Origin of the sequence: Paenibacillus illinoisensis NBRC 15959 (genome assembly GCF_004000925.1) — a bacterium.
Classification (GTDB): Bacteria; Bacillota; Bacilli; order Paenibacillales; family Paenibacillaceae; genus Paenibacillus; species Paenibacillus illinoisensis.
The window spans coordinates 564,097-585,892 of sequence record NZ_BIME01000001.1; the positions used below are offsets into that span (position 1 = coordinate 564,097).

Sequence of the window (21,796 nt, forward strand, 5' to 3'; positions counted from 1 at the left end):
ATGGAAATATTGATGTGCGTTGCCGTTGGCATACTGTTTGCCGTCGCCGTCTTTTTAATCTTGTCACGGAGCCTGCTCCGTATTGTGTTAGGCATGTCCATCCTCACCCATGGGGTGCACCTGCTGCTGATTACGATGTCACGGCTTAAAACGGGTGCTCCTCCTCTACTCGGGGAAAAGGCGGAAAGCTATGTTGATCCGCTGCCACAGGCGCTGATTTTGACTTCCATTGTCATCAATTTCGGGCTAACCGCTTTCTTCTTTGTTCTGTCCTACCGATCTTATCTAAAATTGAGAACGGACGACATGGAAGAAGTAAGGGGGCGTCCATATGAATAATCTTGTGGTTCTACCTTTGCTGCTGCCGCTAATAACAGGTGTTATAACCATTCTCTTTTTCCGTAAAGTCCGTATACAGCGCATAGTCAGTGTCATTGGGACACTATTGACCGCTGCTGCATCAACCGTATTAATTACACAGGTGGCGAGTTCCGGCGTACAGACCCTTAATATGGGCGGTTGGGCCCCGCCATACGGTATCGTTCTTGTTGCTGATATGGTATCTGCCCTGCTCGTTGTGGCTGCTTCCATCATTGCTCTGGCATGTTTGCTGTATGCTTTTCGAAGCATAAACCAAGAGCGGGAAGAACATCATTTTTACGTCTTCTTTCATTTTCTGATTGCAGGCGTGAACGGTTCTTTTCTGACAGGTGACCTGTTCAACCTCTTTGTCTGCTTTGAACTGATGCTGATTTCTTCCTATGCACTTATCGTACTGGGAGGAACGGAAAGACAACTCCGAGAGACGATCAAATATGTCTTGATTAACATCGTGTCATCCGCATTGTTTGTTGCCTCTATTGGCTTCCTCTATTCGATAACAGGCACGCTGAATATGGCGGACTTGTCCAATCGGATTGCCGAAGTGGGTCAGAGTGGTGTAATTACACTGATTGCTGTCCTGTTTCTCATTGTGTTCAGCATCAAGGCCGGCCTATTCCTCTTCTTCTGGCTGTCCGGCTCCTATGCAGCTCCCCCTGCCGTGGTAACGGCTTTGTTCGCCGGATTGCTGACCAAAGTAGGGCTGTATGCGATTGTGCGCACATTCACGCTCATTTTTTATCATGATCCGGATTTCTTCAATGCCCTCATCGGCTGGATGGCTGGCGCAACCATGATTCTCGGGGTTATTGGCGCCATCTCCTATCGTGACGTGAACAAAATTTTGGTCTATAACGTGGTTGCAGGTGTCGGGTTTGTCGCCTTCGGCATGGCCGCTGCAAGTCGTCAGGCTCTGGAAGGGCTGCTCTTCTACATGCTGCATGACATGTTGATCAAAACGCTGCTCTTTTTGCTGGGAGGTGCCTTGATCGCCGTTGCGGGTACATCCAAACTTGAAAACATGGGTGGATTGCTCCATCGTTATCCGCTGCTTGGATGGATGTTCTTCATCAGTGCACTTGCACTGGCCGGTATTCCTCCATTCAGTGGTTTCCCGGGTAAGCTGCTGCTCTTCGAGGGTGGCTTGCAGGCCGGCCTTTACGGTCTTACGGGAATTGCGGTACTCTCCAGCCTGCTGATGCTCTACTCGGTCCTCCGTATTTTCATTCAGGCCTTCTGGGGCGAACCGCCAGCAGGTATCGTTAGACGGCCTTACGCGGTAAACGGACTCTTAATCCCTGCCGGCATCCTGTTCATATTTATTATCGTCATGGGCTTGGGGGCTGAAGGAATGTTTCAGCTAACCTCCCGCGCAGGCGACATTCTACTGCATCCCAATCTTTATATTGATGCAGTATTGAAGGAGTAGATGCTTATGGCCTTTCAGATCATACTGAATCTGATCATTGCCTTTGTATGGATGTTTCTGAACAATGCCTGGAATGGCGTTGGTTTTCTTATTGGTTACCTGCTCGGTCTACTGTTAATCGGAAGTATGCGGCGGTTCTTCCCCCAACGCTTCTATATCGTTCGAGTCTGGGCCATCATGAAGCTGCTCTACCTGCTGTTCAAGGAATTAATACGAGCGAGTATTGAGGTTATACGCCAGATCATCAAGCCCAGGCTTGAAATTCGTCCTGGCATTTTTACCTACCGGACTCAATTGTCTTCCGACTGGGAGGTTACCTTTTTATGCCTCCTCATCTCGCTCACACCGGGATCGTTACCACTTGAGATATCTGGGAATCAACGGAAGCTGTTCATTCATGCACTGGATATCAAGGATGAACAAAAAATGAGGGATGATATCAAAAATACGTTTGAAAAAGCCATTATGGAGGTGACGCGATAATGCTATCCTCAATGTTGTTTATATCCCTGCTTGTACTGTCCTTGGCCATCCTGGGTTGCTTGTACCGTGTGCTGCGCGGTCCTTCCATGGCTGACCGGATTACAGCTCTGGATACCATCGGCATTAACGTCATCGCCATTGTGGCTGTGCTGTCCATGATGCTTCACACGCAGGCCTATCTGGATATCATTCTGCTGATTGGTATTCTTGCTTTTCTCAGTACAGTCGCATTCGCACGATATATTGAACGGGGGGCGGTGTTCAAAAATGAAGGAGATCGTTAATGGAACCGCTGAAATTGCTATCGGTCTGATTGTTCTGTGCGGAGCTTTACTGAGTGCACTTAGCGCCTTTGGACTGATACGATTACCAGATGTTTACCTGCGTGCGCATGCCGCGACTAAAAGTACAACACTCGGTGTGTTTTGCGTACTCATCGGAACATTTTTCTTCTTCTGGTACTTCGATAACTACATTAGTGCACGCGTACTTCTTGGCATTGTGTTTGTCTTTATTACCGCTCCGGTTGCCGGGCATCTGAATGCACGCGCAGCATATCGGACAGACGTTCCACTCTGGGAGCAGAGCGTACAGGATGAACTTGAACCGCTGCTCAAAGGTAAAAAAGTCAACCATGAGGCCAAGGATATGATGGAATGATGAAGGTCCCCTTTTTCCATATTTGAAAAATCATAAACAACCCCGCAGCATACGCACCAGAGGCGTGTAGCTACGGGGTTATTTTTCATGTTCAGTGACGCGTTTTTTTATAAAAACCTGTCCAGCCAATCATACGCCTTGGCGCCACTGATTTCGTGCCCGCCTGTGAAGAAGTCTGCACCCAGAACATCTTGTGCACCCTCTTGTGCATAGATCTCCTCCAACCTTGCGAACGCTTCCCTTGCCGCAGCCTGTGGAAACACCCGATCCTCACTTCCTGCTTCAATGAATAATGGTCTTGGCACGATCAGTCCGATAATATCCGGCAGCTCCGCTTCCCGTAAGATGCCTGGAATGTAATTATCAAGACAGTGGTTCCGGTCCAGAATACTTGCTTGAAAGGTGCTGGCATATCCGCTGATGACCGTGGCCCGGAATCTTGCATCCAGCGCAGCAGTAAAGGCAGCAACGAGCCCTCCACCCGAGATGCCCATGATTCCAATCCTCTCTGCATCAACTTCAGGGCGGGTAGACAAATAATCGAGTACCCTCATCGTCTCGTAGACACGATGTCCGGCCAGTGTCTGTCCGGCCATGAGCAGATGGGCTGCAATCTTCGTGCAGGAGCTAATTCCTGGCGGTTCATCCTTATCCTCATCCAGTCTTCGATCACCGAATCCGAGCAATTCTGGAGCGGCAACCATGAACCCTCGCTGCACCAGGGATACGGCAAAATCCTTATGCAGTCCCGGTGCGGCGGTTCGAGGTGAGCCGTCAGGCTCCATGCCGCTTATCTCCCGGCTCCCATAACCATGGCCATGACAGGCAATCATGGCAGGAACAGGTGTATTTGTGTTACTTAACTCATTAGGAATCAATATGTATATTGGCATTCGCAATCCTGCATAGGTCGTTATTTCCACGCGTTCTCTTACGTAACCATCGCAGGCAATACGCTCCAGCACGACAGCTTGCAGCTCTGCATCCTCAACCGGGAAACCACCAAGTCGTTCACGTATTCCCGAACGCAGCTGTTCACTCCACTGTTCCAGAGGCTGTCCTGCCTGATATGCATAACGTCCGCGCTCAGTCGTTTGTTGTTGCAGATATGATTCAATCGCAGTCATTAATGGTATACCTCCTTGTTCATTCGCTGCATCAATCCATATGAAATAAAACATAATTGATGAACTAAACGGATCAAATCCGTACTATTTTCCAGTACATTATAGTGCAAGCCCATGGCCTATGAATTTAATATTCATGCCGCATTAACCCAAAACCCTGCTATTTTTATGAAAAAAGAGACATCCCCTATCCTGCAAAGCAGACTTCAGGAATCTCCCTTTATCATATGGTGGCTACCTTATAGGAACATTTTGCACACTTGGTAATCAGACCATGTTCATCAAGCGTTATGTTTTTTGTCCTGGGAGCCACCAATTCCATTTCCCCATCAGCTTCATTAGTGCTGGCACGAGCAGCAAACGAATGACTGTGACATCAATGAGCACCGCAGCAGTAATGCCAACGCCAAGCTGCTTCACTCCTTCCACATCTCCAAAGGCAAAAGGTATAGTCACAGCAAGCAGAATGGCTGCAGCCGATGTAATCAGTCGACCCGTTGATGCGAGTCCCTGCATGACCGCCTGGTCACTATCTCCTGTCAGACGATACATCTCCTGTATCCGGCTGAGCATAAATACGCCATAGTCCATTGAAATGCCGAAGACAAGTCCAGCGATAAACACCGGAATCATGATGGCAATCGCCGAGGGCTCCATCCCCAGATGCCCCTGATTGAAGACCAGCACCAAGACTCCAAACGAAGCTGTCAGGCTGAGTATATTCATCAGTATTGCTTTGATTGGAATCAGCAGCGAACGAAATGCCATCAGAAGTACAATGTAATTAGATACGATTACGAAAACCAGCACCTTGGGCAGCTGTCCCAAAATTTCCTGCATAATCTCAACTTGGGAAGCAGCTTCTCCGCCATAACGAATAGGTATCCCCTGAGCGCCTTGTTGCGCGTCCCGTTCATTCATCATGTTCAACCAGTTTGCAGCTTGTTCTGATCCTGGTGCTCCCTTGATGGTCGCCACCAGACGAATAGCATCCTCAGATACGTATGAGGAGAGAAGCGAATCGTGCAAGATCAGCTCGCTGCTCGCGCCTCCAATCTGCGAGGTTCTGTTCTGTCCTGGCCTGTACTTGTGATCCATTCCCCAGACGGATTCAATCTGAAGGACATTCTCATCCTTTTGCAATTCCCTTACCTTTCGAAGTGCCGTATTCCAGTGTAATGGGGTTAGCCTCTCTCCCGTTCCTCCGATGAGGATGTCAACGGAAGCGATGTCCTTTTGAGAGAAAACCTGCTGCATCCTCTCTGCAGCTTGTCTGGATTCTATGGTTGCGGGCAATGAGGTTGCGTCCGGAATCGCCATCTCCAACTGCTGAACCGGAAGCACGCAGAACAGCAGAATACCTGTACCCAACAAGGTCATCCGTAACGGTCGTTTCATCACTGTGCCAAACCATCGAAGCCATATGGAGGGTTTACGCGGCGGCGTACTGATTGCAAAATGCTTTTTTCGTTTAAAGATCCGCTGAGCATAGAGGGTAAGAATGGCTGGCAGTAAGGTCACATTAATTAACACGGATATCATCAGGACTGTCATGGCACCAAGCGAGACACTCAGAAACATGGGAAGTCTGATCCAGACCAGCGACAACAGGCCGAGCAGCACACAAGCGGCAGAAAACAAAACAGCCCTTCCGGCTGTACGCAGTGTCCTCTGGATAATCTCATACGAACTCTGCCCATGATCATGCGGATACAACTGCATCTCATCCCTATATCTGCTTATAATGATCAGCGCAAAATCGATGCTAAGCGCCATTCCCACCATCGGTATGACATTAATAACGAAATTCGAAAGTTCCACGTAATGCCCCATGAGAGAGGTCATCCCCATGGCTGTGACCACACCGACGACCCCCATAATTACGGCAACAAGGGCGGCATATAAACCTCGAAAGGCAAAACACAGAATAACCAGGGCAATGGGTAAGCCAACGACTTCCGCACGCTCCAGATCTCGAAAGCTCAACTGATTCACATCCTGCTGAACTACAGGCTTGCCGGTTAAACGAATAATTCCTTGATCATCTGCTGTATTCAGGGAACGAAGCTGCTCGGTGGGAGCATTCATCCGGTGTGCCGGTACATTAAAATCCAGGAGTGCATATGCCATGCCATCCCGCATCATTGCGCTTCTTCCAGCCTCAAATGGAGAGATTATGGTTGAAATATGGGGCAGCTTGGCTACCGCCTGTAAATGTCTGTTGACCCAATTCCGAAATTCTGCTGGAGAGGTGCCTGTCTGCTTTTCATAAACGACAATAATCGGATCATCCGGAATTCCGAAGTCTTCCTTGAGCATACGCTCAATATGATGTGCATCTCCATGAATCTGTTTCAACCCATGATCCTGAACAACACCGGGCAGATTCCATGCCCATACGGCGGATACCCCGATAATAAAAACCCAGCTGATCATGATGAACCGTGGATATCGGCCTATGAGGTAAGCAAGGCTGCGATAACCCATATCCAAGCTCCTCTTCTATCAGATTGTCATTTCATTCTTCATCTATGATGGCTAGCAGGGGCCTGCAATACAATCAAGTAACACACCAGAATAGTACAAGTCTATTCACGCCAGAATGAGTTTATGTTCAGCAAACAAGGAAAGACGGACAAGACCTGCACGTTCGCACAGGTTGTCCGTCTTGATCAGTCGATTTAGATAATCAGCCATTTGGATCCTACATGAAAAGATGAAAAGTAAATGACCAAGTGAATGACCTTATACAGGCCGAACTACCGTGAATCGCTCACCAAGTTTAGCGTAATCATTGCCCGCAAGCCGGCTTACGGGTTTAAGGTGATCCATCAAAATGTAGTGATGAGCGGGGTCATACACTTTTTCATTAAAGTGATACTGTACGATGCGAACGAGAAGCAGATCCGTTACAGGTTTTCCTTCGTCATTAGACACCGGAATATGCTGATACAGACGACATTCCATGCGAATCAGTGCTTCCTGTATTCCGGGCACCGCCACAACTGAACTTGGTACCGTCGTCAGGCTAGTTCGCTCCAGCTCGCTCTCATGCGGCTCAAGCAGTGCTGCTGTCTCGTTCATTTCGTTAACGATCGATTCGTCACAGATATGTACGACTAGCTCTTGCCCTGCAATCGCATTGCGGGCGGTATCTTTCATCACTCCATCCTTACGGTTAATGGAAATGGACAGCAACGGCGGATCGGAGCTAACGACATTAAAGAAACTAAACGGAGCTGCATTCACGACGCTGCCGTCCTCTGAAATGGTTGTGACAAAAGCAATCGGTCGCGGAACTACCGAACCACTCATCAATTTATAATTATCCCTGCTCGTCAGATCATTTGGATTCAATGTATACATCATAGACCTATCCCCTTTCTTAATCGGGAACGGATGGTTCCCACACCGACACTGTTACTTCGTAAGTATATATCGGGTTACACTAAAAAAACAAAAAACTCCCTGATGCCTATGGACACCAGAGAGTTGTACGATGACTTGCAGCACATATCATGTGCCATTCATTTATTTAACAATGCTTTTCTGAATATCTTCCAGAATTTGCGTGTTCGCTTGTACTCCGCTATACAACCAGCTGCTCGTGCTCTCAAACTCGTATACTTCTCCGTTTTTCACAGCAGGAATACTTTGCCACACTGCGTCTTTCAACGCTTCTGCCCCTGTTCCCTTATCACTGTTAACCAGGAAGAGATAGTCAGCATTCATATCTGCGATTCTTTCCAGGGAAACCTCGGACCAGTTACCAGTTGCTTTTGCCGATATTTCCTTCACAACTTCAGGCTGCTGCAGTCCGAGTTCATTGTACATGACTTCACCACTGGAGACATTGTTACTAACAACATAAAACTTGTTATTGAAGAGCCAGAGTGCTGCTGCAGTTTTCGTACCACCTGTTGCGGCAGTCACTTTTTCCTTAATTTCTTTTGCTTTTGCATCATAATCGTCAAGCGCTTTTTGAGCTTCATCTGATTTGTTCAACAGCTCGCCTATTTTCAAAAGAGCCTGACGCCAATCCTTGTTCACATCATCACCGAGTACATAAGTCGGGGCAATTTTGTTGTATTGTTCGTACTTCTCCCCTTCTACTGTACTCTCGGAACCCATAATGATCAGATCCGGTGAGAAGCTGGCAACAGCTTCAAAAGGAAGTTCGCTTGCAATAGTAGGCACTCCATTCAGAGTTCCTTGAAGATAATCCTGCACACTGCTACCATCACGTGCTGACCACTGAGCAGCTGGCTTAACGCCAAGTGTTACCAGATGATCTTCCAGATAGGAAGCGATAATGCGCTGTGGATTAGCTGGAATCGTCACATCATGACCCTGTGCATCTTTTACTGTGCGTTCTGTTGGAGCTTCTGTCTGTGTCTCAGTCTCCGTTGTAGTATTTGTCTCTCCTGCTGCAGTTCCATTATCTGCGGATTTCGTTCCGCATGCAGCCAGCCACAATGACATGACCATAATCGCGATTAGCAGCATGATTCCTTTTTTATTACTCTTTAACACGTGATTATCCCCTTTCATGATGAACATCTCAATATGAGCTGGTATGGCAATTTTAAAAGAACTCTATACCCTTCGGTATATAATCCCTGTATGTACTTGTCCATTTCCATTGACAATGATAATTGTTATCAACTGAGTTGTCAATCCGGTTTTACCTTTACCACGTTCGATAGCTCGTGATCCATTCACCTTTGGGCGAATGCCGCCATATGATGTTTTCAGAATACGACGACAGGAAGGATGTTCGTAGATGGATTACATCAATCATACTTATACAGGTTACGGAGAAGACCGCTCTGTTCAGTTTCCATTATTCCCGGGTGGCAGCCAGGGAGGGCAGCCCATCCAAGGAATTCCCGGAGGACAGGGATCTTTTCCCCCATACTTTCCAGGTGGAAGCATCGGCGGACAGCCACCGTTCTTTCCAGGAGGCGGTCAAGGTACGGTTCCAGGCGTTCCCGCACAGTTGTCGCAAGGCAATCTGCCTACCCTGTTAAGCGCCTATCCACGTCCGGTTGGGCAGCCACCAGCGGAGATGGTATTTCTCTACAATCTGATCAAAAGCAGCCCCGGGCTTCTGCCGTTGTTTATCCAGCAGCAACCACAGAATTTGACCCAGGCTGTGCAATTCGCCCAAACAGGCGTAACCGCCCCAAGGGATCAGAATCAGCGTGTACTGCAGAACTTTTGTTACAACCGTTGGTCCCTTGTATTCACCTACAATGACGTTTTTCTCATGTGGCCTGTCACTAATATCTTTGGTTTTGTCATCGGTTACTTCTATCCGTTCCTGACCCCTGGCATTTTGCTCAATACGCAAATCTTGTTCGCTCTTTGCTAACACACAAGCGCCCCACCCGAAGTTTAGACCTTCGAATGGGGCGCTTAGATATTTATATAGGATTAACGGGTCTGCTGACGGTGCCCACGCTTACCGACCATAACCAGATAGAGCAGTAAAGCCCCAAGGTCGGCACATGCGATAACGATCCCCATTGGCACCGCGGTTCCCTCTCCTCCCAAACCGACGAGCGGAGCTACAATCCCGCCAAAAAGGAATGTCATGACCCCTATAAGTGCAGAGGCACTGCCAGCTGACTTCTCCTGGTTGGCCATGGCCAGCGCGAAGGAAGCCGTGTTGACGAGACCCACACTGGAAACGACAAGAAATAACGGAACCAGGATGGAGATCAGATTTCCTCCCAATAGGATCGCAATGAGCAGAGATGTGCCTCCCACAGCAGCCGCAACGAGGCCAGCTATGAGCAAACGCGTTTCGGACACTTTACCCGCCAATCTCCCGGCAATCTGGCTTGCCAGAATGATTCCGAGTCCATTAACGGCAAAGCAGATACTGAACATTTGCGGAGAGACGCCGTAAATCTTTTGCAGTACAAATGGGGAACCCGATATATACGCGAACATTCCCGCTGCCACAAATCCTTGAGTCAATGCATAGCCCATGAACAGACGGTCGGCTGCGATTTGCCGGAATGTGACCAAGGTCTGCTTCAACCCTCCGCTGGATCGTCGTTCGGACGGCAGGGTCTCTCCAAGTCCAAATATAACGGCCAGTAACGTAAGCACCCCAATAATACTCAATAAGATAAAGACACCACGCCAGGAAGTATAAGCGAGCAGCTGCCCACCGATAATCGGTGCTGCGATAGGCGCTACCCCGTTAATAAGCATCAGCAGGGAGAAGAACCGGGTTAACTCCGGACCCGAATACACATCTCTTACCACTGCACGGGAAATAACAATTCCGGCTGCGCCCGCAGCCCCCTGAATAAAACGCAGCACAACAAAAGAACCCATTGTCGGACTCACCAGACATAGTATGGAAGCAATCGTATATAGCACAAGTCCTGCAATAAGCGGCGTACGACGTCCTCGTACATCACTAAGGGGACCTGCCAGCAGTTGCCCTGCAGCAAGCCCGACCATACAGGCTGTTAAACTAAGCTGTGCATACGAAGGAGAGGAATTGAAATCCTCAGCCAATGTAGGCAGTGCGGGCAGATACATATCCAGAGACAACGGACCGAAGGCAGACAGTGTCCCCAATATCAAGGCCATACGCACACGTGATGATGATTGATTATTTAAGGATGCTGATGAACTATTCATAGGGATTAAACTTGTTCCTTTCCTTACGATGTTTCCTGTTTACTTAGTGTTCTCCGTCACCAAGCAGACGAAGCAGGTTGGATGGCAGTGTAAACTGCTGATTATTAATGATAATGCGGCGCAGCTCCTCCTCATCCCGTTCATTCTCTGCGTCCTTGATCTCTTGAATCTCCCGATGAAGCCTCTCCATCTGTTGATCAAGGGCATTGGCGGAATCTGCTGCACTTTTTAATTCCTTGGTCAGATGTTCAGGAACGTCCTTATTGTATTTATAAAAGATTTTATGTTCAAGGCTCGCCCAGAAATCCATGGCAATGGTACGGATCTGAATCTCAACGCAGGCACGCTCTTCACCATTGGACATATAAACAGGTACATCTACCAAAAGGTGCAAGCTTTGATATCCATTGGGCTTCGGATTCTGGATATAGTCCTTCACTTCTAGCACACGCAGATCACTCTGATTGCACAGCATATCCTTGATCCGATAGATGTCCGAGATAAAGGAGCATGTGATACGAACGCCGGCAATGTCCTTGATATTTTTCTTGATGCTTTCGAAGGTCAGCTCGTGATTTTTGCGAAACATCTTATTCATGATGCTTTCAGGAGACTTCAATCTGGATTTCGTATGCTCAATCGGGCTGTAATCATGCAAGGACTGAAACTCTTCCTTTAAAACTTCAATTTTGGTTTCCATCTGATCGAGAGCAAATTTATAAATCATCATGAATCTGGTAATTTCGTATTTGAATTTCTTGAATTGGTCAATCGGATGTGGAGCGTTCATCATGGTTTTCTTCCTTTCTTTTATGCGCACTTGAGTAATTTACAGGTATAAGAATTCAGGCTGTCGCACCTGTCTCTGATTCATTATAAAACATATGGAGCCAATAAACGAATTTGTGACACATGGACAGTTAGCAAGTACGAGAGGTATGGGATCAGATTTTTGACACATGCTACATGGTATTCCATGTTCTACATCTTGTCATATTCACATCTATTGACCATGAAAGAGGTTGATTTTTCTTGCTGTATCAAGTGACCTATTCCTCTAGTGAATTCCGGGTTAAAGCGTATATGTATCTGCCCGAAGGCTGTATAATCTCTTCTCCTTGCCACAAGCATGAGACGGAAGAACGTATTGGAACTTATAACACGAGCTCATTACATGATGTGAAATTCCGGCTGCTGGCAAGTCGTTATCCTCCAACGCAAATCGATAACCATAAGCAAGAAAGTTGGCCTGTTCTTATCTACTGTCGCGGAGGCCTTGGCAACTATGGCGGCGTAAAAACGGCCTGGGTGGAGCAGTTTGCGCACAAAGGCTACATCGTGTTCGCTCCCTCCTATCGCGGCAATGAGGGCAGCGAAGGCCGGGACGAGTATGGTGGACATGATATTGAAGACGTGCGAGCCGCATACCGGCTAGTACAAGCACTTCCATATGCCGATTCTTCGCGTATTTCGCTTATGGGATTCTCCCGCGGGGCCATCAATGCTGTGCATACAGCTACCTTTTTCAACGAAGGCCCCTACCATGTACATAAACTTGTGCTTTGGAGCGGTGTTGCCGATGTCGAACGGACATATCAAGAGCGAACCGACCTGAGACGCACATTGAAACGTATTCTGGGCGGATCGCCCCGTGCTGTTCCCGAAGCCTATCTTGCCCGTTCTCCGCTGGCTGCCGTCTCCAAGCTCCGCTGCCCAGTGTTGATCATGCACGGTACAGAAGATACTCAAGTCAACTATAGTCATGGAACCCGTATGTATCATTGGTTGAAACGAAGAGGAATCGAAGTAACCTTTCATGCCTATGGGGGACAGAATCACTGGTTCCATGACAGTATCCATGCAGCCGCGGTAAACAACATGTTTGATTGGCTTGCTTCACCTTAGTTCCACACCATAAGTGAACGTACCGTCTTTATTTTATGAGATGATGCTGTATACTTGAGGGGTTGAGCATTTCTTGAAAGGACGGATTCACCATGCAGCAACCTCTGCAAAAGTATTCACTTCTGCTTCTATGTCTAGCGGCCGGAATGGTCGATGTCATTGGATATCTGGGACTGGGGCATGTACTTACCGCGAATATGACCGGTAATATCGTACTGCTGGGAATCGCGATTGCCCGTGCGCAGGAATTCATTGTGCTGCGTTCCCTTATTGCTCTGGCGGGCTTCATTGCCGGCAATGCCATTGCCGCACGCATGATCGGTACCCAACAGACCAAAAACGGATGGTCACCCCGTGTAACCCGTGTTTTTGTTGTCGAAAGCATCCTGCTTCTGATATTCGCGATCGTTATGATTAGCCCTTATTCAGAACAGTTTGCCTATCTGTTAATCGCCATACTGGCTGCTGCTATGGGAATGCAGACTACAGCTGCACGGCGGATCGGCATCGCCGGGATCTCCACCACCGTACTGACAAACAATCTTGCCGCAGTCATCGAAGATGCCGTAAGCATTATGCAGCGTCTCCGGCACACGAGTATAGGTTCATTGATGAAGGCTTCATCCAATGATTCGTACTTGCGGGTGTTTGCCGTAATCATTTATCTGATTGGTGTCATTGTCGCGGCACTTATGTTTCATAACATTCCTATGATTGCGGTCTGGATACCTGTTGTCGTGGTTGGAGGCGTGACTTTGCTTGCCCTATACCGGTTTAACGATCAGCAAGGTGTTACAGCAGAACGTTAACATTCGGGTTTGATATGCCATGTCAATCTTCATACAAAACATTCTGGGAGGCATGTCGTGTTCGTTTCCATTTCAGATATCCTCCATTCGTTTATCGGATATCATCTCCGATTATCCGGGATGCCTCCTGCCGAATTAGCTGTACCAGATGCTGCGCTGCAGGTGATAACACTTCACCAGCTCGGGTACACACGGCAATCTTATTTTTCAGATGAATTCCTCGGACATATACACGTGAAAGACGGCCCTCACGAACATCCTCCTTCACGACCAATGAGGATATAAAATTGGCTCCGTAACCGGCCTTTACCGCACTAATCGTTTCATTCAACCCGTTGAACTGCAGCGCAATTCGAGGGGCAGCCACGTTGTTCATACTGCATAGTGAGATTAGCCGCTCACGCGTCGCACTGCCTTCTTCACGCATGATGAAGGGTTCTGCTACCATCTGGGCCAAGTCCACTTCCCGATCAGCATACGGATGCGCTGGATGCACGACAAACCACATGTCATCCTCAAACAATTCATCCCAATGTACGCCTTGATGTGTAACCCCGCTCCCACCGTATACGGCAATCTCAGCCTCATATCGCAGCAGTTGATCAAAGGCCATCCGGGTATTGGTTGTACTGACCACAAGTTCCACATCTTCGTGCGTTTGCTTGAACTTCGCAATCCATCCAGGCAGCAAAAAATTAGAAGGCAAGTACGTTGCCGTTAATCGAATGATGCCTTTTTTCCCTTCCCGCATATCCTGCACAAAGTTCTCCACATCCTGTTCAAGCAAAAACAGACGTTCTGCGTATTCTTTTAACTGCACACCTACATCAGTAAGAACCAGTCGTCTACCCTCTGAAACAAATAAACGAATGCCCAGTTCATGTTCAAATTTCTTCACCTGTGACGAGACCGCAGGCTGGCTAATATTCAGTTCTTCTGCGGCGCGCGTAACGCCACCATATCTTACAATGGCATGGAACAATCGTAGTCCGTGCAAATTCATTTCCGTCACTCCTATGTCCGCAATATATAACTTTAATTTATGATTTTATACATAATATATATTTTATTTATGCATTTGTAATCATTATAGTTGAATTATGAAATTCAAACTATCGTTTTTGGAAAGGACGAAACCTTTATGAAAAACAATGATTATTCTTCTCTTGAGCACACTTGGAGTCAGGTCGACGACTATTTGAATCAGTTGCTTATTCCCTCGGATCCTCTGCTGGAACAAACGCTTCGTAGGAACACGGAAGCCGGATTGCCAGCCCATGATGTTGCTCCTAACCAAGGGAAATTCCTTCAGCTCCTGCTTCAAATCCACGGATCAGCACGTGTGCTTGAAATAGGTACGCTGGGTGCTTACAGCACGATCTGGATGGCAAGAGCACTGCCTGAGCACGGAAAAATCGTAACGCTTGAAGCTGATCCACATCATGCGGAAATCGCACGCACTAATCTGGTGCAGGCTGGGCTAATCGACAAGGTTGATCTGAGGATTGGACCTGCATTAACAACCCTTCCTGACGTTCAAGAAGACTACAGGGAGCCTTTTGATCTGATCTTCATTGATGCAGACAAACCGAGTAATCCCGATTACCTCCGATGGGCGCTCCGTCTGTCCCGGCCGGGAAGTCTGATTATCGGGGATAACATCGTCAGAGACGGTGAAGTGATCCATGCTGAGAGTACGGACCCCAGAGTTCAGGGCGTACGTCAATTTCTGAAGCTGATCGCCGATCACCCTCGTCTTGAAGCAACTGCACTGCAAACGGTAGGCAGCAAAGGGTATGATGGATTGGTGATCGCTCGTGTAATTGCGTAATTCAGCCTTATGACAAAATAAACAGTGGTCAATTCTTCCGCAAATCCCCCTTTCCTGTTACACTGGAATCACTGCACTGGTACGACTGGGGGATTACACTTGAGAGTTTTACGACAGATTCATGCTGAGATTCGGGGTTGGTCCCGAAATATTCAACTCTTTTTTCTGGCAAGCATCCTGTATCAGATCGGAAATGGCATGTTCTCGGTTTTGTACAATCTGTACATTCAGGGTCTGGGCTACAATGATACAATGAACGGCCAGATCGTAAGTATACAATCGTTAGCCACAGCGATCATGTTTGTACCTATCGGGCTTGGTGGTGATCGTTTCAGCCGAAAGAGACTGCTAATCGCAGGCGCTTTATTCAGCGGAATCTTCCTGATCGGCCGGTCGTTTGATTATTCGGCGAGTGGCCTGATCTGGTTTGCTGTATTTTCAGGGCTATTCGCAGGCGTCTTTCAGGTCCTGGCCATTCCTTTTCTGGCCGAAAATGTGAAGAAGAGTCAGCGGTTGAAGATGTTCAGCTACTACTCCTCCCTTGTGCTCGCCTCACAGGTGCTTGGAAGTCTAGGCGGCGGAGTGTTTGCCGACCTTCTGCACACACTGGGAATCGCCAAGGTTACTGGACTGCAAACCGTATTGTTCATTGGGGGTGCAGCAACTTTGGCAGCATTTATTCCGATGCTGTTTGTATCCGATGATAAGACTCCCGCACAGACTGTCACTACTGGTGCTGTTCCTGCGGTGGTTGCCTCTGAGGATAAAAATCTGTCTGCTACCGAACAGCCTGGGAATTTACAGGACAAAAAGAATGACTCCCGACTGATTGGTCAGTTTGTTATTACTCAATTACTGATTGGGTTCGGTTCCGGGCTGGTCGTCCCTTACCTGAATTTGTATTTTACCAACCGGTTTTCCGTTTCGCTAAGTGCGATGAGCTTACTTATTTCGCTTGGACAAATTATGACAATCGTCTCCATGCTGATCGGGCCGACGCTTGCCGCCAAAGTCGGAAGTGTCCGAGCTGTAGTCATATTTCAGGTGTTTTCCCTTCCATTTTTGTTGTTGACCGGCTTCACTAACGTACTTTTCATTGCTTCGGTCAGCTTTTTGTTCAGACAAGCTTTGATGAATGCAGCGAATCCGATTCAATCTGCCATTCTGGTAGACAGAGTTTCCGACAAGCGTCGCGGAATCGCCAATTCGCTGATGCAAACTGCATTTATGATTGGGTGGGCAACGATGGGACCTGTTCAATCCTACCTCGTAACCACATACGGCACGTACTGGGGATACGCCATTACGTTTAGTATAACGGGCGGTTTATACGTGATTTCCTCGCTGATGTACTATATGATGTTTAAAGAACCCAAACCTTCAGCACGTGTTCAGTTAAACGAATCAAGCACGCTGTAGCAAGTTCGCTTAACATGTCGTAGTTCGGGATGGCGAATCTTACAGGGGACGTATTTTATCATCAGGAGTGATCACACATGGTTCATACTCTTAATTCAGACTCATACTTACTGTCGATACAACCTGATCCAGCAGAAAGACCAAGCGGATGGAACTGATGCATAAGCTCAGTCCCTCCGCCTTTTTCCGATTCATTCTCAGTCTGTGCGTCTCGGTACTCGGCGGACTTCTGTTCACAGCCATCCACACCCCGATTCCCTGGCTGCTCGGCCCCATGGTATTTATGCTACTTGGGTCTCAGGTCGTTAAACTGCCGCTCCTGTGGCCTACGTCCATCCGGGATTATGGAATTCTGATCGTCGGTTATTCTATCGGGTTGTCACTGACAGCAGATGCATTGCAGGGCATTCTCCACCAGCTTCCCGTGATGCTGCTCATGACCCTGCTGTTGATTGGATTATGTACGTTAACCGCATACATCGCATCCAAGCTGACTGATTTTGACTTCCCTTCTCTCCTGGTCGGTAGTATTCCAGGCGGGTTGTCCCAAATGGTTTCGCTTGCGGAAGAAATGAAGTCCATTAATCTGACGCTGGTCACCTTCCTGCAAGTGACTCGGTTGATCTTGATTGTATTCTGTGTGCCTTTCCTGGTGTTCAGTCCATGGATTGGCGGTGCGGCGGGCGCTGCAGCTGATCCGCAAGCGGCCCAGGCGGCGTCATGGATGAATCTCTTTCCGGAGATCCTGCTCTATGGTCCGCTCTGTGTAGCTGGTGCCTGGGTTGCTCGTAAGCTTCGTTTTCCTACAGCGTTTATGCTTGGGCCAATGATTGTTATGTGTGTCATTCATCTGACTACAACCATGCAAACATCACCCTTGCCTTCCTCCTTGCTGAATATTTCGCAGCTGATGATTGGCAGTCATGTGGGTCTCATGCTAAGGCCTCAGCATCTACAGCGCAAAACACAGACCATTTCCCTCGCTGTGCTCAGCAGTGTTCTCCTCATTGCCGGCTCGCTTGGGTTAAGTTATGTACTCATGCAGCTGTTCTCTCTTTCAGCCGCTACCTCCCTGCTCAGCATGGCGCCAGGTGGAATGGATCAGATGAGTATCATGGCTCATGAAGTAAATGCCAACTTGTCCGTGGTGTCAGGGTATCAGCTGTTCCGGATCCTTTTTATTTTCTTCATAGTATCCTCTGTGTTAAAGCTGCTTCTCACACACATGCTGAAGAAAAAGGAAGAGCGTGTTCATTCCTCCAGACCCTGAGGGACAAGCACACCAAAAAAAGAGTATCCCTTGGTTGTTATCCATGGATACTCTTGGGTTTGATTTTACACGTTGAGCTTGTTTCGTGCAGGGTTCATTCTTCTTAGACACTTATGAGTACATACGATTATACATCCAGCTGACAATACCTACTGCAACCACCGCAGCAGTAATTACAAAAACATAATAGCCCGTTTTACTCTTCGATCCAGAAGTTTGCTTATCATAGAAGTCCGAGTTTCGTCGATAGAATCCCATCCACAGTTCAGCGATCATATTCGCTGTCACGACCAGAAATTGTTTGACCAGATGCATTAATCCCATGCTCCTCTCTACTCATACAACTTCTATAATAAGTGTAATTACCCTTTTTCAATAAAACAACTTCACGTTAGAATCCGGGTTTCGTTTCTTCCTCCAACCAGTTCAGAATATTAAAAGCCTCCTGATCCGAATCTCCACACATATCAACCGAAGCCTGTAATCCACTGCAAACAGCCGGACGATCCGGATGACCAAAGATGCTGCATCGATTATCAGCTGTCAGTTGTACGCACCGTACACCTGCCGGTTTACCATCTTCCATGCCTGGTATCGGTGAAGAGATGGATATGGCGATACAACATGCGGCACAGCCTGTCCTGCATTCCAAAGTAACTCCCCCTTCCAACAGTTGTATCCTAATACATAGATATCATTCACGATTCACCCAAGTCCAGGTACGTGCCAGTCCTTGGGCAATCCTGCGGTTCATGGCACGATTGACGAAGTATCCCCCATGACTGAGCGGATTCCAGCTCCCAATCAAACCACCTGAGTTAAGTTCTATATCTTCCTTGACCGCGGCTTCATAAGCCGGATCGATAGGTCGTAATGGATATCCAAGAATATCGTCCCGATCATAAAAATTAACCCATTCCCCCTCCAGCCCGGGAAAGTACTGCTGTGCAGCCATGGAGGATGGCACCTGAATCGGACTGCTAAAGTCATGATAACGTAGACTCCAAAGTGGCAGCGTCGTTCCGAACGAATAGAAATTGGTTAACGTATCTCCCCGCTCCAATGCAGAGGTTACATCCACGATCGATGGAACGCGGCTCGATGGAAACTGGAGATCATAAAAAAAATTGCTAGCAATGACAGCACCCAGGCTATGAGCAATCACGCAGAGCGGAGTTTCGGGACCGTTGCGCTGTGCGAGTACGTTCATGGCTCGGTTGAGGGTGCTGTGTACAGCGTCATAATTATGGCCTTGATGCTCAACAGGCTGATAGGCGACGGCATCCGCCAGATAGTGGATCACAAATCTGCGCAGCACCTGATAACTCAACCTCTGAGAGCTTACCAGCTGTTGGAACAGCGCCTCTTCCCTCTCTTCAAAGACATCCGCCCAGAAGACCGGCTCAATGTCCAAATATTTCTCCGCTGCACCACGCATGACCATCACTTGATCAAATTCCTTATGCAAACGTGAAATCAATTTATCCGCATAATCATCCTTTTGCATACCCAGTCCATGTATAACCATCACTGCTACACGAGTCATGGCTCTCCTCCTATCGTCCTTAGCACTAGGAACTCTCCTCAGAACCATATGAATAATTCATCCGTAACATGCATACACGCGGAGATCAACGATAGTCTATTTCAAATTTTAGTTATATATAGTGTATCATGACCCCAAAGAAAAACGAACCAGTTCCAGGCTCGCAGACCTGTACTGGTTCGTTTTGAATAGAAGAAAGCGAATATTTTTATAAGCTCAGGTGGGTAATTATCCCTTCAAATGAACGGTTAGTATACCATTGCGATTCGATGTAACGTCACCTGTAGTAACTTCCACCCGATCAACCATATCCTGCCCATCCGGAATAATGATTGGTGTAATGAGCGGATGTCCAGCAGCTTCAATGACATTACGATCAAATTCGAGCAGCGTCTGTCCCGCTCTTACATGTTCACCAGCTTCGACGTGCATGTTGAAGCCCTCGCCTTTCAGCGATACCGTGTTGATCCCAACATGGATCAAAATTTGCAAGCCGCTTGCATGTTCCAGAATGACCGCATGTTTGCTTTTGATAACATGTGCAACCTGGGCATCAAACGGGGCAACTACTTGATTGCCTGAAGGTTCAATGGCTACCCCTTCACCCATCTGTTTCTCGGCAAAAGCCGGATCCGGCACCTGGTCCAGCGGAACCGCTGTTCCTGTTAATGGTGCCATGACTTCCAGCGTGTTCACGGGTTCGTCTCCCACTTGTGCGTTTGTGCGTGTCCGTTCGGCTACAGCTGCATCCGTACCCGAAACCGCTGTATTGCTCGCGGAAACTGCGGTTGTTTTGCTTCCGGTTACTGCTTCAGCATTAGTGCTGCGATCTTGCTTTCTCAACTTCGCTCTGCCGAAAATCACCGTCAGGACGAATGGAACGATGAGCACAATTGCCATGCCGATAAAGAATACTCCCCATTTGTTAGGGAAGATCGACAGGAATCCGGGAACCCCGCCTACACCGATGGAGGTTGCCTGAACATTATTCAGGGTCAACAGCACGCCACCTATGGCAGAACCAACCATACCGAAGATAAACGGATAACGATAACGGATGTTTACCCCGAAGATTGCAGGCTCCGTAACACCAAGGAAAGCTGATACGGATGAAGTAGCCGCAAGTCCGCGCATCTTCTGTTCGCGCAGAACGAGCATCATTGCAAGTGCCGCAGAACCTTGGGCGATATTGGACAGCGCCAGCATCGGCCACAAGAAGGTACCTCCCTGACTACCAATCAATTGTACGTCTACCGCCAGGAACGTATGGTGCATACCGGTAATAACCAGCAATGCATATAGACCACCATAGATTAGACCACCAAGTGCCGCATAGGATTCATAAATATAAATCAGGCCAGATGTAATCGCATTCGCAATAGCGAACGTAACGGGACCAATGATGGTAAATGCAAGGAATCCGGTAACAAGTAACGTTACAGGGGCAACGACAAGCAGCTTGACGGAGTCATGCACTCTTTTGTTCAGGAAAATCTCAAGTTTGGCCAGCAGATAGGCCGAAACCAATACGGGCAGAACCTGTCCTTGATAACCAATTTTCTCAATATGCCAGCCGAAGAGATTCCAGGTTGGTACGGTGCCTTCATTTACTGCATTCGCATAGCTGTAGGCACTCAGCAGATCAGGGTGCACCAGGATCAGCCCAAGCACAATCCCCAGCAGCGGACTTCCGCCGAATCTTTTTACCGCTGACCAACCAATTAAGGCAGGAAGGAAGGTAAAGGCTGTGCTCGCAATGGTATTAATGATGGACGCAAGGTCCTTCCATGCCGGGTAGACATCAACCAGCGATTGTTCATCAAAGAATATGCCCGGCCCTGTCAAAATATTGTTGATTCCGAGCAGAAGACCGGCCGTAATTATGGCAGGCAGGATCGGAATAAAAATGTCTGACAGCGTTTTGATTGCGCGTTGGATCGGATTTTGCTTTTTGCCGGCAGCTGCCTTCACATCGTCCTTGGACGCACGGTCACCGCCTGTTATCTGGATCACCTCATCGTATACCTTATCGACAAGTCCAGGTCCGATAACAACCTGGAATTGACCTTGCGATGAAAATTGCCCTTTGACCAGATCATTCTGGTCCAGACCTTCCGTATCCACTTTACTCTCATCATACAAGGCGAACCGGAGTCGTGTGACACAGTGCGTCGCAGCTTCGATGTTTTCTTTTCCACCGACAGCCCGTACGATCTCCTCAACCTGTTTTCTATCGATTGCCATGTTGTCACTTCCTATTTAGATAATGTAAT

The 21,796-nt window shown here is 47.9% G+C and carries 22 protein-coding genes; 11 read left to right on the forward strand and 11 right to left on the reverse strand.

Going from position 1 to position 21,796, the window contains the following annotated elements:
* Genes PIL01S_RS02295 through mnhG form a run of 5 tightly spaced genes read left to right on the forward strand, consistent with a single transcriptional unit; the run spans position 1 to position 2,953 of the window.
* Positions 1 to 339, forward strand: a complete 339-nt coding sequence (locus PIL01S_RS02295; RefSeq protein WP_095287534.1) for a Na(+)/H(+) antiporter subunit C — start codon at positions 1 to 3, stop codon at positions 337 to 339.
* Entirely contained in the window at positions 332 to 1,810 is a 1,479-nt protein-coding gene (locus PIL01S_RS02300) for a Na+/H+ antiporter subunit D (protein WP_127536087.1), read from the forward strand. The genes PIL01S_RS02295 and PIL01S_RS02300 overlap by 8 nt, the downstream gene beginning before the upstream one ends.
* A gap of 6 nt (positions 1,811 to 1,816) precedes the next feature.
* Positions 1,817 to 2,293, forward strand: a complete 477-nt coding sequence (locus PIL01S_RS02305; RefSeq protein WP_095287536.1) for a Na+/H+ antiporter subunit E — start codon at positions 1,817 to 1,819, stop codon at positions 2,291 to 2,293.
* Positions 2,293 to 2,577, forward strand: a complete 285-nt coding sequence (locus PIL01S_RS02310) for a Na(+)/H(+) antiporter subunit F1 (RefSeq protein WP_095287537.1) — start codon at positions 2,293 to 2,295, stop codon at positions 2,575 to 2,577. The genes PIL01S_RS02305 and PIL01S_RS02310 overlap by 1 nt, the downstream gene beginning before the upstream one ends.
* Complete coding sequence (gene mnhG / locus PIL01S_RS02315; RefSeq protein ID WP_110822468.1) at positions 2,561 to 2,953, forward strand: monovalent cation/H(+) antiporter subunit G; 393 nt, start codon at positions 2,561 to 2,563, stop codon at positions 2,951 to 2,953. Before PIL01S_RS02310 ends, mnhG begins: the two co-directional genes overlap by 17 nt.
* A 107-nt stretch (positions 2,954 to 3,060) precedes the next feature.
* Here mnhG and PIL01S_RS02320 read toward each other — a convergent pair whose 3' ends face one another.
* The 4 genes from PIL01S_RS02320 to PIL01S_RS02335 all read right to left on the reverse strand — a co-directional run bounded on the left by PIL01S_RS02320 (position 3,061) and on the right by PIL01S_RS02335 (position 8,613).
* Positions 3,061 to 4,080 (reverse strand): alpha/beta hydrolase family protein, encoded by a 1,020-nt coding sequence (locus PIL01S_RS02320; RefSeq protein WP_127536088.1) that lies wholly within the window; start codon positions 4,078 to 4,080, stop codon positions 3,061 to 3,063.
* Between the two features lie 288 nt (positions 4,081 to 4,368).
* A complete protein-coding gene (locus tag PIL01S_RS02325) occupies positions 4,369 to 6,567 on the reverse strand; it encodes an MMPL family transporter (RefSeq protein WP_127536089.1) in 2,199 nt (732 codons plus the stop codon).
* Between the two features lie 258 nt (positions 6,568 to 6,825).
* Positions 6,826 to 7,446: a flavin reductase family protein gene (locus tag PIL01S_RS02330; RefSeq protein ID WP_127536598.1), complete on the reverse strand. Its 621-nt coding sequence runs from the start codon at positions 7,444 to 7,446 to the stop codon at positions 6,826 to 6,828.
* A 165-nt stretch (positions 7,447 to 7,611) separates the two neighbouring features.
* Positions 7,612 to 8,613: an iron-hydroxamate ABC transporter substrate-binding protein gene (locus tag PIL01S_RS02335; protein WP_246058066.1), complete on the reverse strand. Its 1,002-nt coding sequence runs from the start codon at positions 8,611 to 8,613 to the stop codon at positions 7,612 to 7,614.
* Positions 8,614 to 8,863: 250 nt separating this feature from the next.
* On the opposite strand from PIL01S_RS02335, the gene PIL01S_RS02340 reads away from it, so the two are divergent.
* Positions 8,864 to 9,454, forward strand: a complete 591-nt coding sequence (locus PIL01S_RS02340) for a hypothetical protein (RefSeq protein WP_127536091.1) — start codon at positions 8,864 to 8,866, stop codon at positions 9,452 to 9,454.
* 62 nt (positions 9,455 to 9,516) lie between these two features.
* Here the strand turns inward: PIL01S_RS02340 and PIL01S_RS02345 are convergent, their stop codons facing one another.
* Complete coding sequence (locus tag PIL01S_RS02345; RefSeq protein WP_127536092.1) at positions 9,517 to 10,743, reverse strand: multidrug effflux MFS transporter; 1,227 nt, start codon at positions 10,741 to 10,743, stop codon at positions 9,517 to 9,519.
* Positions 10,744 to 10,786: 43 nt separating this feature from the next.
* Positions 10,787 to 11,533 (reverse strand): GTP pyrophosphokinase, encoded by a 747-nt coding sequence (locus PIL01S_RS02350; protein ID WP_127536599.1) that lies wholly within the window; start codon positions 11,531 to 11,533, stop codon positions 10,787 to 10,789.
* A gap of 242 nt (positions 11,534 to 11,775) precedes the next feature.
* On the opposite strand from PIL01S_RS02350, the gene PIL01S_RS02355 reads away from it, so the two are divergent.
* Positions 11,776 to 12,648 carry an alpha/beta hydrolase family protein gene (locus tag PIL01S_RS02355; RefSeq protein ID WP_246058067.1) on the forward strand — a complete coding sequence of 291 codons (873 nt, stop codon included), beginning with the start codon at positions 11,776 to 11,778 and terminating at the stop codon, positions 12,646 to 12,648.
* A gap of 92 nt (positions 12,649 to 12,740) precedes the next feature.
* On the forward strand, positions 12,741 to 13,457 hold the full coding sequence (locus PIL01S_RS02360) for a YoaK family protein (RefSeq protein WP_127536093.1): 717 nt from the start codon (positions 12,741 to 12,743) through the stop codon (positions 13,455 to 13,457).
* 91 nt (positions 13,458 to 13,548) lie between these two features.
* Here PIL01S_RS02360 and PIL01S_RS02365 read toward each other — a convergent pair whose 3' ends face one another.
* Positions 13,549 to 14,460 carry a LysR family transcriptional regulator gene (locus PIL01S_RS02365; RefSeq protein ID WP_127536094.1) on the reverse strand — a complete coding sequence of 304 codons (912 nt, stop codon included), beginning with the start codon at positions 14,458 to 14,460 and terminating at the stop codon, positions 13,549 to 13,551.
* Positions 14,461 to 14,598: 138 nt separating this feature from the next.
* Here PIL01S_RS02365 and PIL01S_RS02370 point away from each other — a divergent pair, with 138 nt between their 5' ends.
* The 3 genes from PIL01S_RS02370 to PIL01S_RS02380 all read left to right on the forward strand — a co-directional run bounded on the left by PIL01S_RS02370 (position 14,599) and on the right by PIL01S_RS02380 (position 17,977).
* On the forward strand, positions 14,599 to 15,288 hold the full coding sequence (locus PIL01S_RS02370) for an O-methyltransferase (RefSeq protein ID WP_127536095.1): 690 nt from the start codon (positions 14,599 to 14,601) through the stop codon (positions 15,286 to 15,288).
* Between the two features lie 99 nt (positions 15,289 to 15,387).
* Positions 15,388 to 16,707: an MFS transporter gene (locus PIL01S_RS02375; protein ID WP_127536096.1), complete on the forward strand. Its 1,320-nt coding sequence runs from the start codon at positions 15,388 to 15,390 to the stop codon at positions 16,705 to 16,707.
* 148 nt (positions 16,708 to 16,855) lie between these two features.
* Positions 16,856 to 17,977, forward strand: coding sequence for an AbrB family transcriptional regulator (locus PIL01S_RS02380; protein WP_246058068.1), 1,122 nt, complete (start codon positions 16,856 to 16,858; stop codon positions 17,975 to 17,977).
* Positions 17,978 to 18,088: 111 nt separating this feature from the next.
* Here the strand turns inward: PIL01S_RS02380 and PIL01S_RS02385 are convergent, their stop codons facing one another.
* From PIL01S_RS02385 to treP, 4 genes are all read right to left on the reverse strand, one after another.
* Positions 18,089 to 18,292 (reverse strand): hypothetical protein, encoded by a 204-nt coding sequence (locus PIL01S_RS02385; RefSeq protein WP_127536097.1) that lies wholly within the window; start codon positions 18,290 to 18,292, stop codon positions 18,089 to 18,091.
* 76 nt (positions 18,293 to 18,368) lie between these two features.
* Positions 18,369 to 18,629: a YkgJ family cysteine cluster protein gene (locus PIL01S_RS02390; RefSeq protein WP_127536098.1), complete on the reverse strand. Its 261-nt coding sequence runs from the start codon at positions 18,627 to 18,629 to the stop codon at positions 18,369 to 18,371.
* A gap of 42 nt (positions 18,630 to 18,671) precedes the next feature.
* The gene (locus PIL01S_RS02395; RefSeq protein ID WP_127536099.1) at positions 18,672 to 19,523 is read right to left on the reverse strand and encodes a chemotaxis protein; all 852 of its coding nucleotides are present in this window, start codon (positions 19,521 to 19,523) and stop codon (positions 18,672 to 18,674) included.
* A gap of 228 nt (positions 19,524 to 19,751) precedes the next feature.
* A complete protein-coding gene (gene treP, locus PIL01S_RS02400) occupies positions 19,752 to 21,767 on the reverse strand; it encodes a PTS system trehalose-specific EIIBC component (protein WP_127536100.1) in 2,016 nt (671 codons plus the stop codon).
* Positions 21,768 to 21,796 lie beyond the last annotated feature (29 nt).

Coding starts and splice junctions, on each gene's coding strand:
- PIL01S_RS02310 (WP_095287537.1), top strand. CDS start 2,293: ATGCTATCCTCAATGTTGTTTATATCCCTGCTTGTACTGTCCTTGGCC.
- PIL01S_RS02340 (WP_127536091.1), top strand. CDS start 8,864: ATGGATTACATCAATCATACTTATACAGGTTACGGAGAAGACCGCTCT.
- PIL01S_RS02295 (WP_095287534.1), top strand. CDS start 1: ATGGAAATATTGATGTGCGTTGCCGTTGGCATACTGTTTGCCGTCGCC.
- PIL01S_RS02360 (WP_127536093.1), top strand. CDS start 12,741: ATGCAGCAACCTCTGCAAAAGTATTCACTTCTGCTTCTATGTCTAGCG.
- mnhG (WP_110822468.1), top strand. CDS start 2,561: ATGAAGGAGATCGTTAATGGAACCGCTGAAATTGCTATCGGTCTGATT.
- PIL01S_RS02365 (WP_127536094.1), bottom strand. CDS start 14,460: ATGAATTTGCACGGACTACGATTGTTCCATGCCATTGTAAGATATGGT.
- PIL01S_RS02320 (WP_127536088.1), bottom strand. CDS start 4,080: ATGACTGCGATTGAATCATATCTGCAACAACAAACGACTGAGCGCGGA.
- treP (WP_127536100.1), bottom strand. CDS start 21,767: ATGGCAATCGATAGAAAACAGGTTGAGGAGATCGTACGGGCTGTCGGT.
- PIL01S_RS02300 (WP_127536087.1), top strand. CDS start 332: ATGAATAATCTTGTGGTTCTACCTTTGCTGCTGCCGCTAATAACAGGT.
- PIL01S_RS02395 (WP_127536099.1), bottom strand. CDS start 19,523: ATGACTCGTGTAGCAGTGATGGTTATACATGGACTGGGTATGCAAAAG.
- PIL01S_RS02385 (WP_127536097.1), bottom strand. CDS start 18,292: ATGCATCTGGTCAAACAATTTCTGGTCGTGACAGCGAATATGATCGCT.
- PIL01S_RS02325 (WP_127536089.1), bottom strand. CDS start 6,567: ATGGGTTATCGCAGCCTTGCTTACCTCATAGGCCGATATCCACGGTTC.
- PIL01S_RS02345 (WP_127536092.1), bottom strand. CDS start 10,743: ATGAATAGTTCATCAGCATCCTTAAATAATCAATCATCATCACGTGTG.
- PIL01S_RS02330 (WP_127536598.1), bottom strand. CDS start 7,446: ATGTATACATTGAATCCAAATGATCTGACGAGCAGGGATAATTATAAA.
- PIL01S_RS02305 (WP_095287536.1), top strand. CDS start 1,817: ATGGCCTTTCAGATCATACTGAATCTGATCATTGCCTTTGTATGGATG.
- PIL01S_RS02380 (WP_246058068.1), top strand. CDS start 16,856: ATGGAACTGATGCATAAGCTCAGTCCCTCCGCCTTTTTCCGATTCATT.
- PIL01S_RS02350 (WP_127536599.1), bottom strand. CDS start 11,533: ATGAACGCTCCACATCCGATTGACCAATTCAAGAAATTCAAATACGAA.
- PIL01S_RS02370 (WP_127536095.1), top strand. CDS start 14,599: ATGAAAAACAATGATTATTCTTCTCTTGAGCACACTTGGAGTCAGGTC.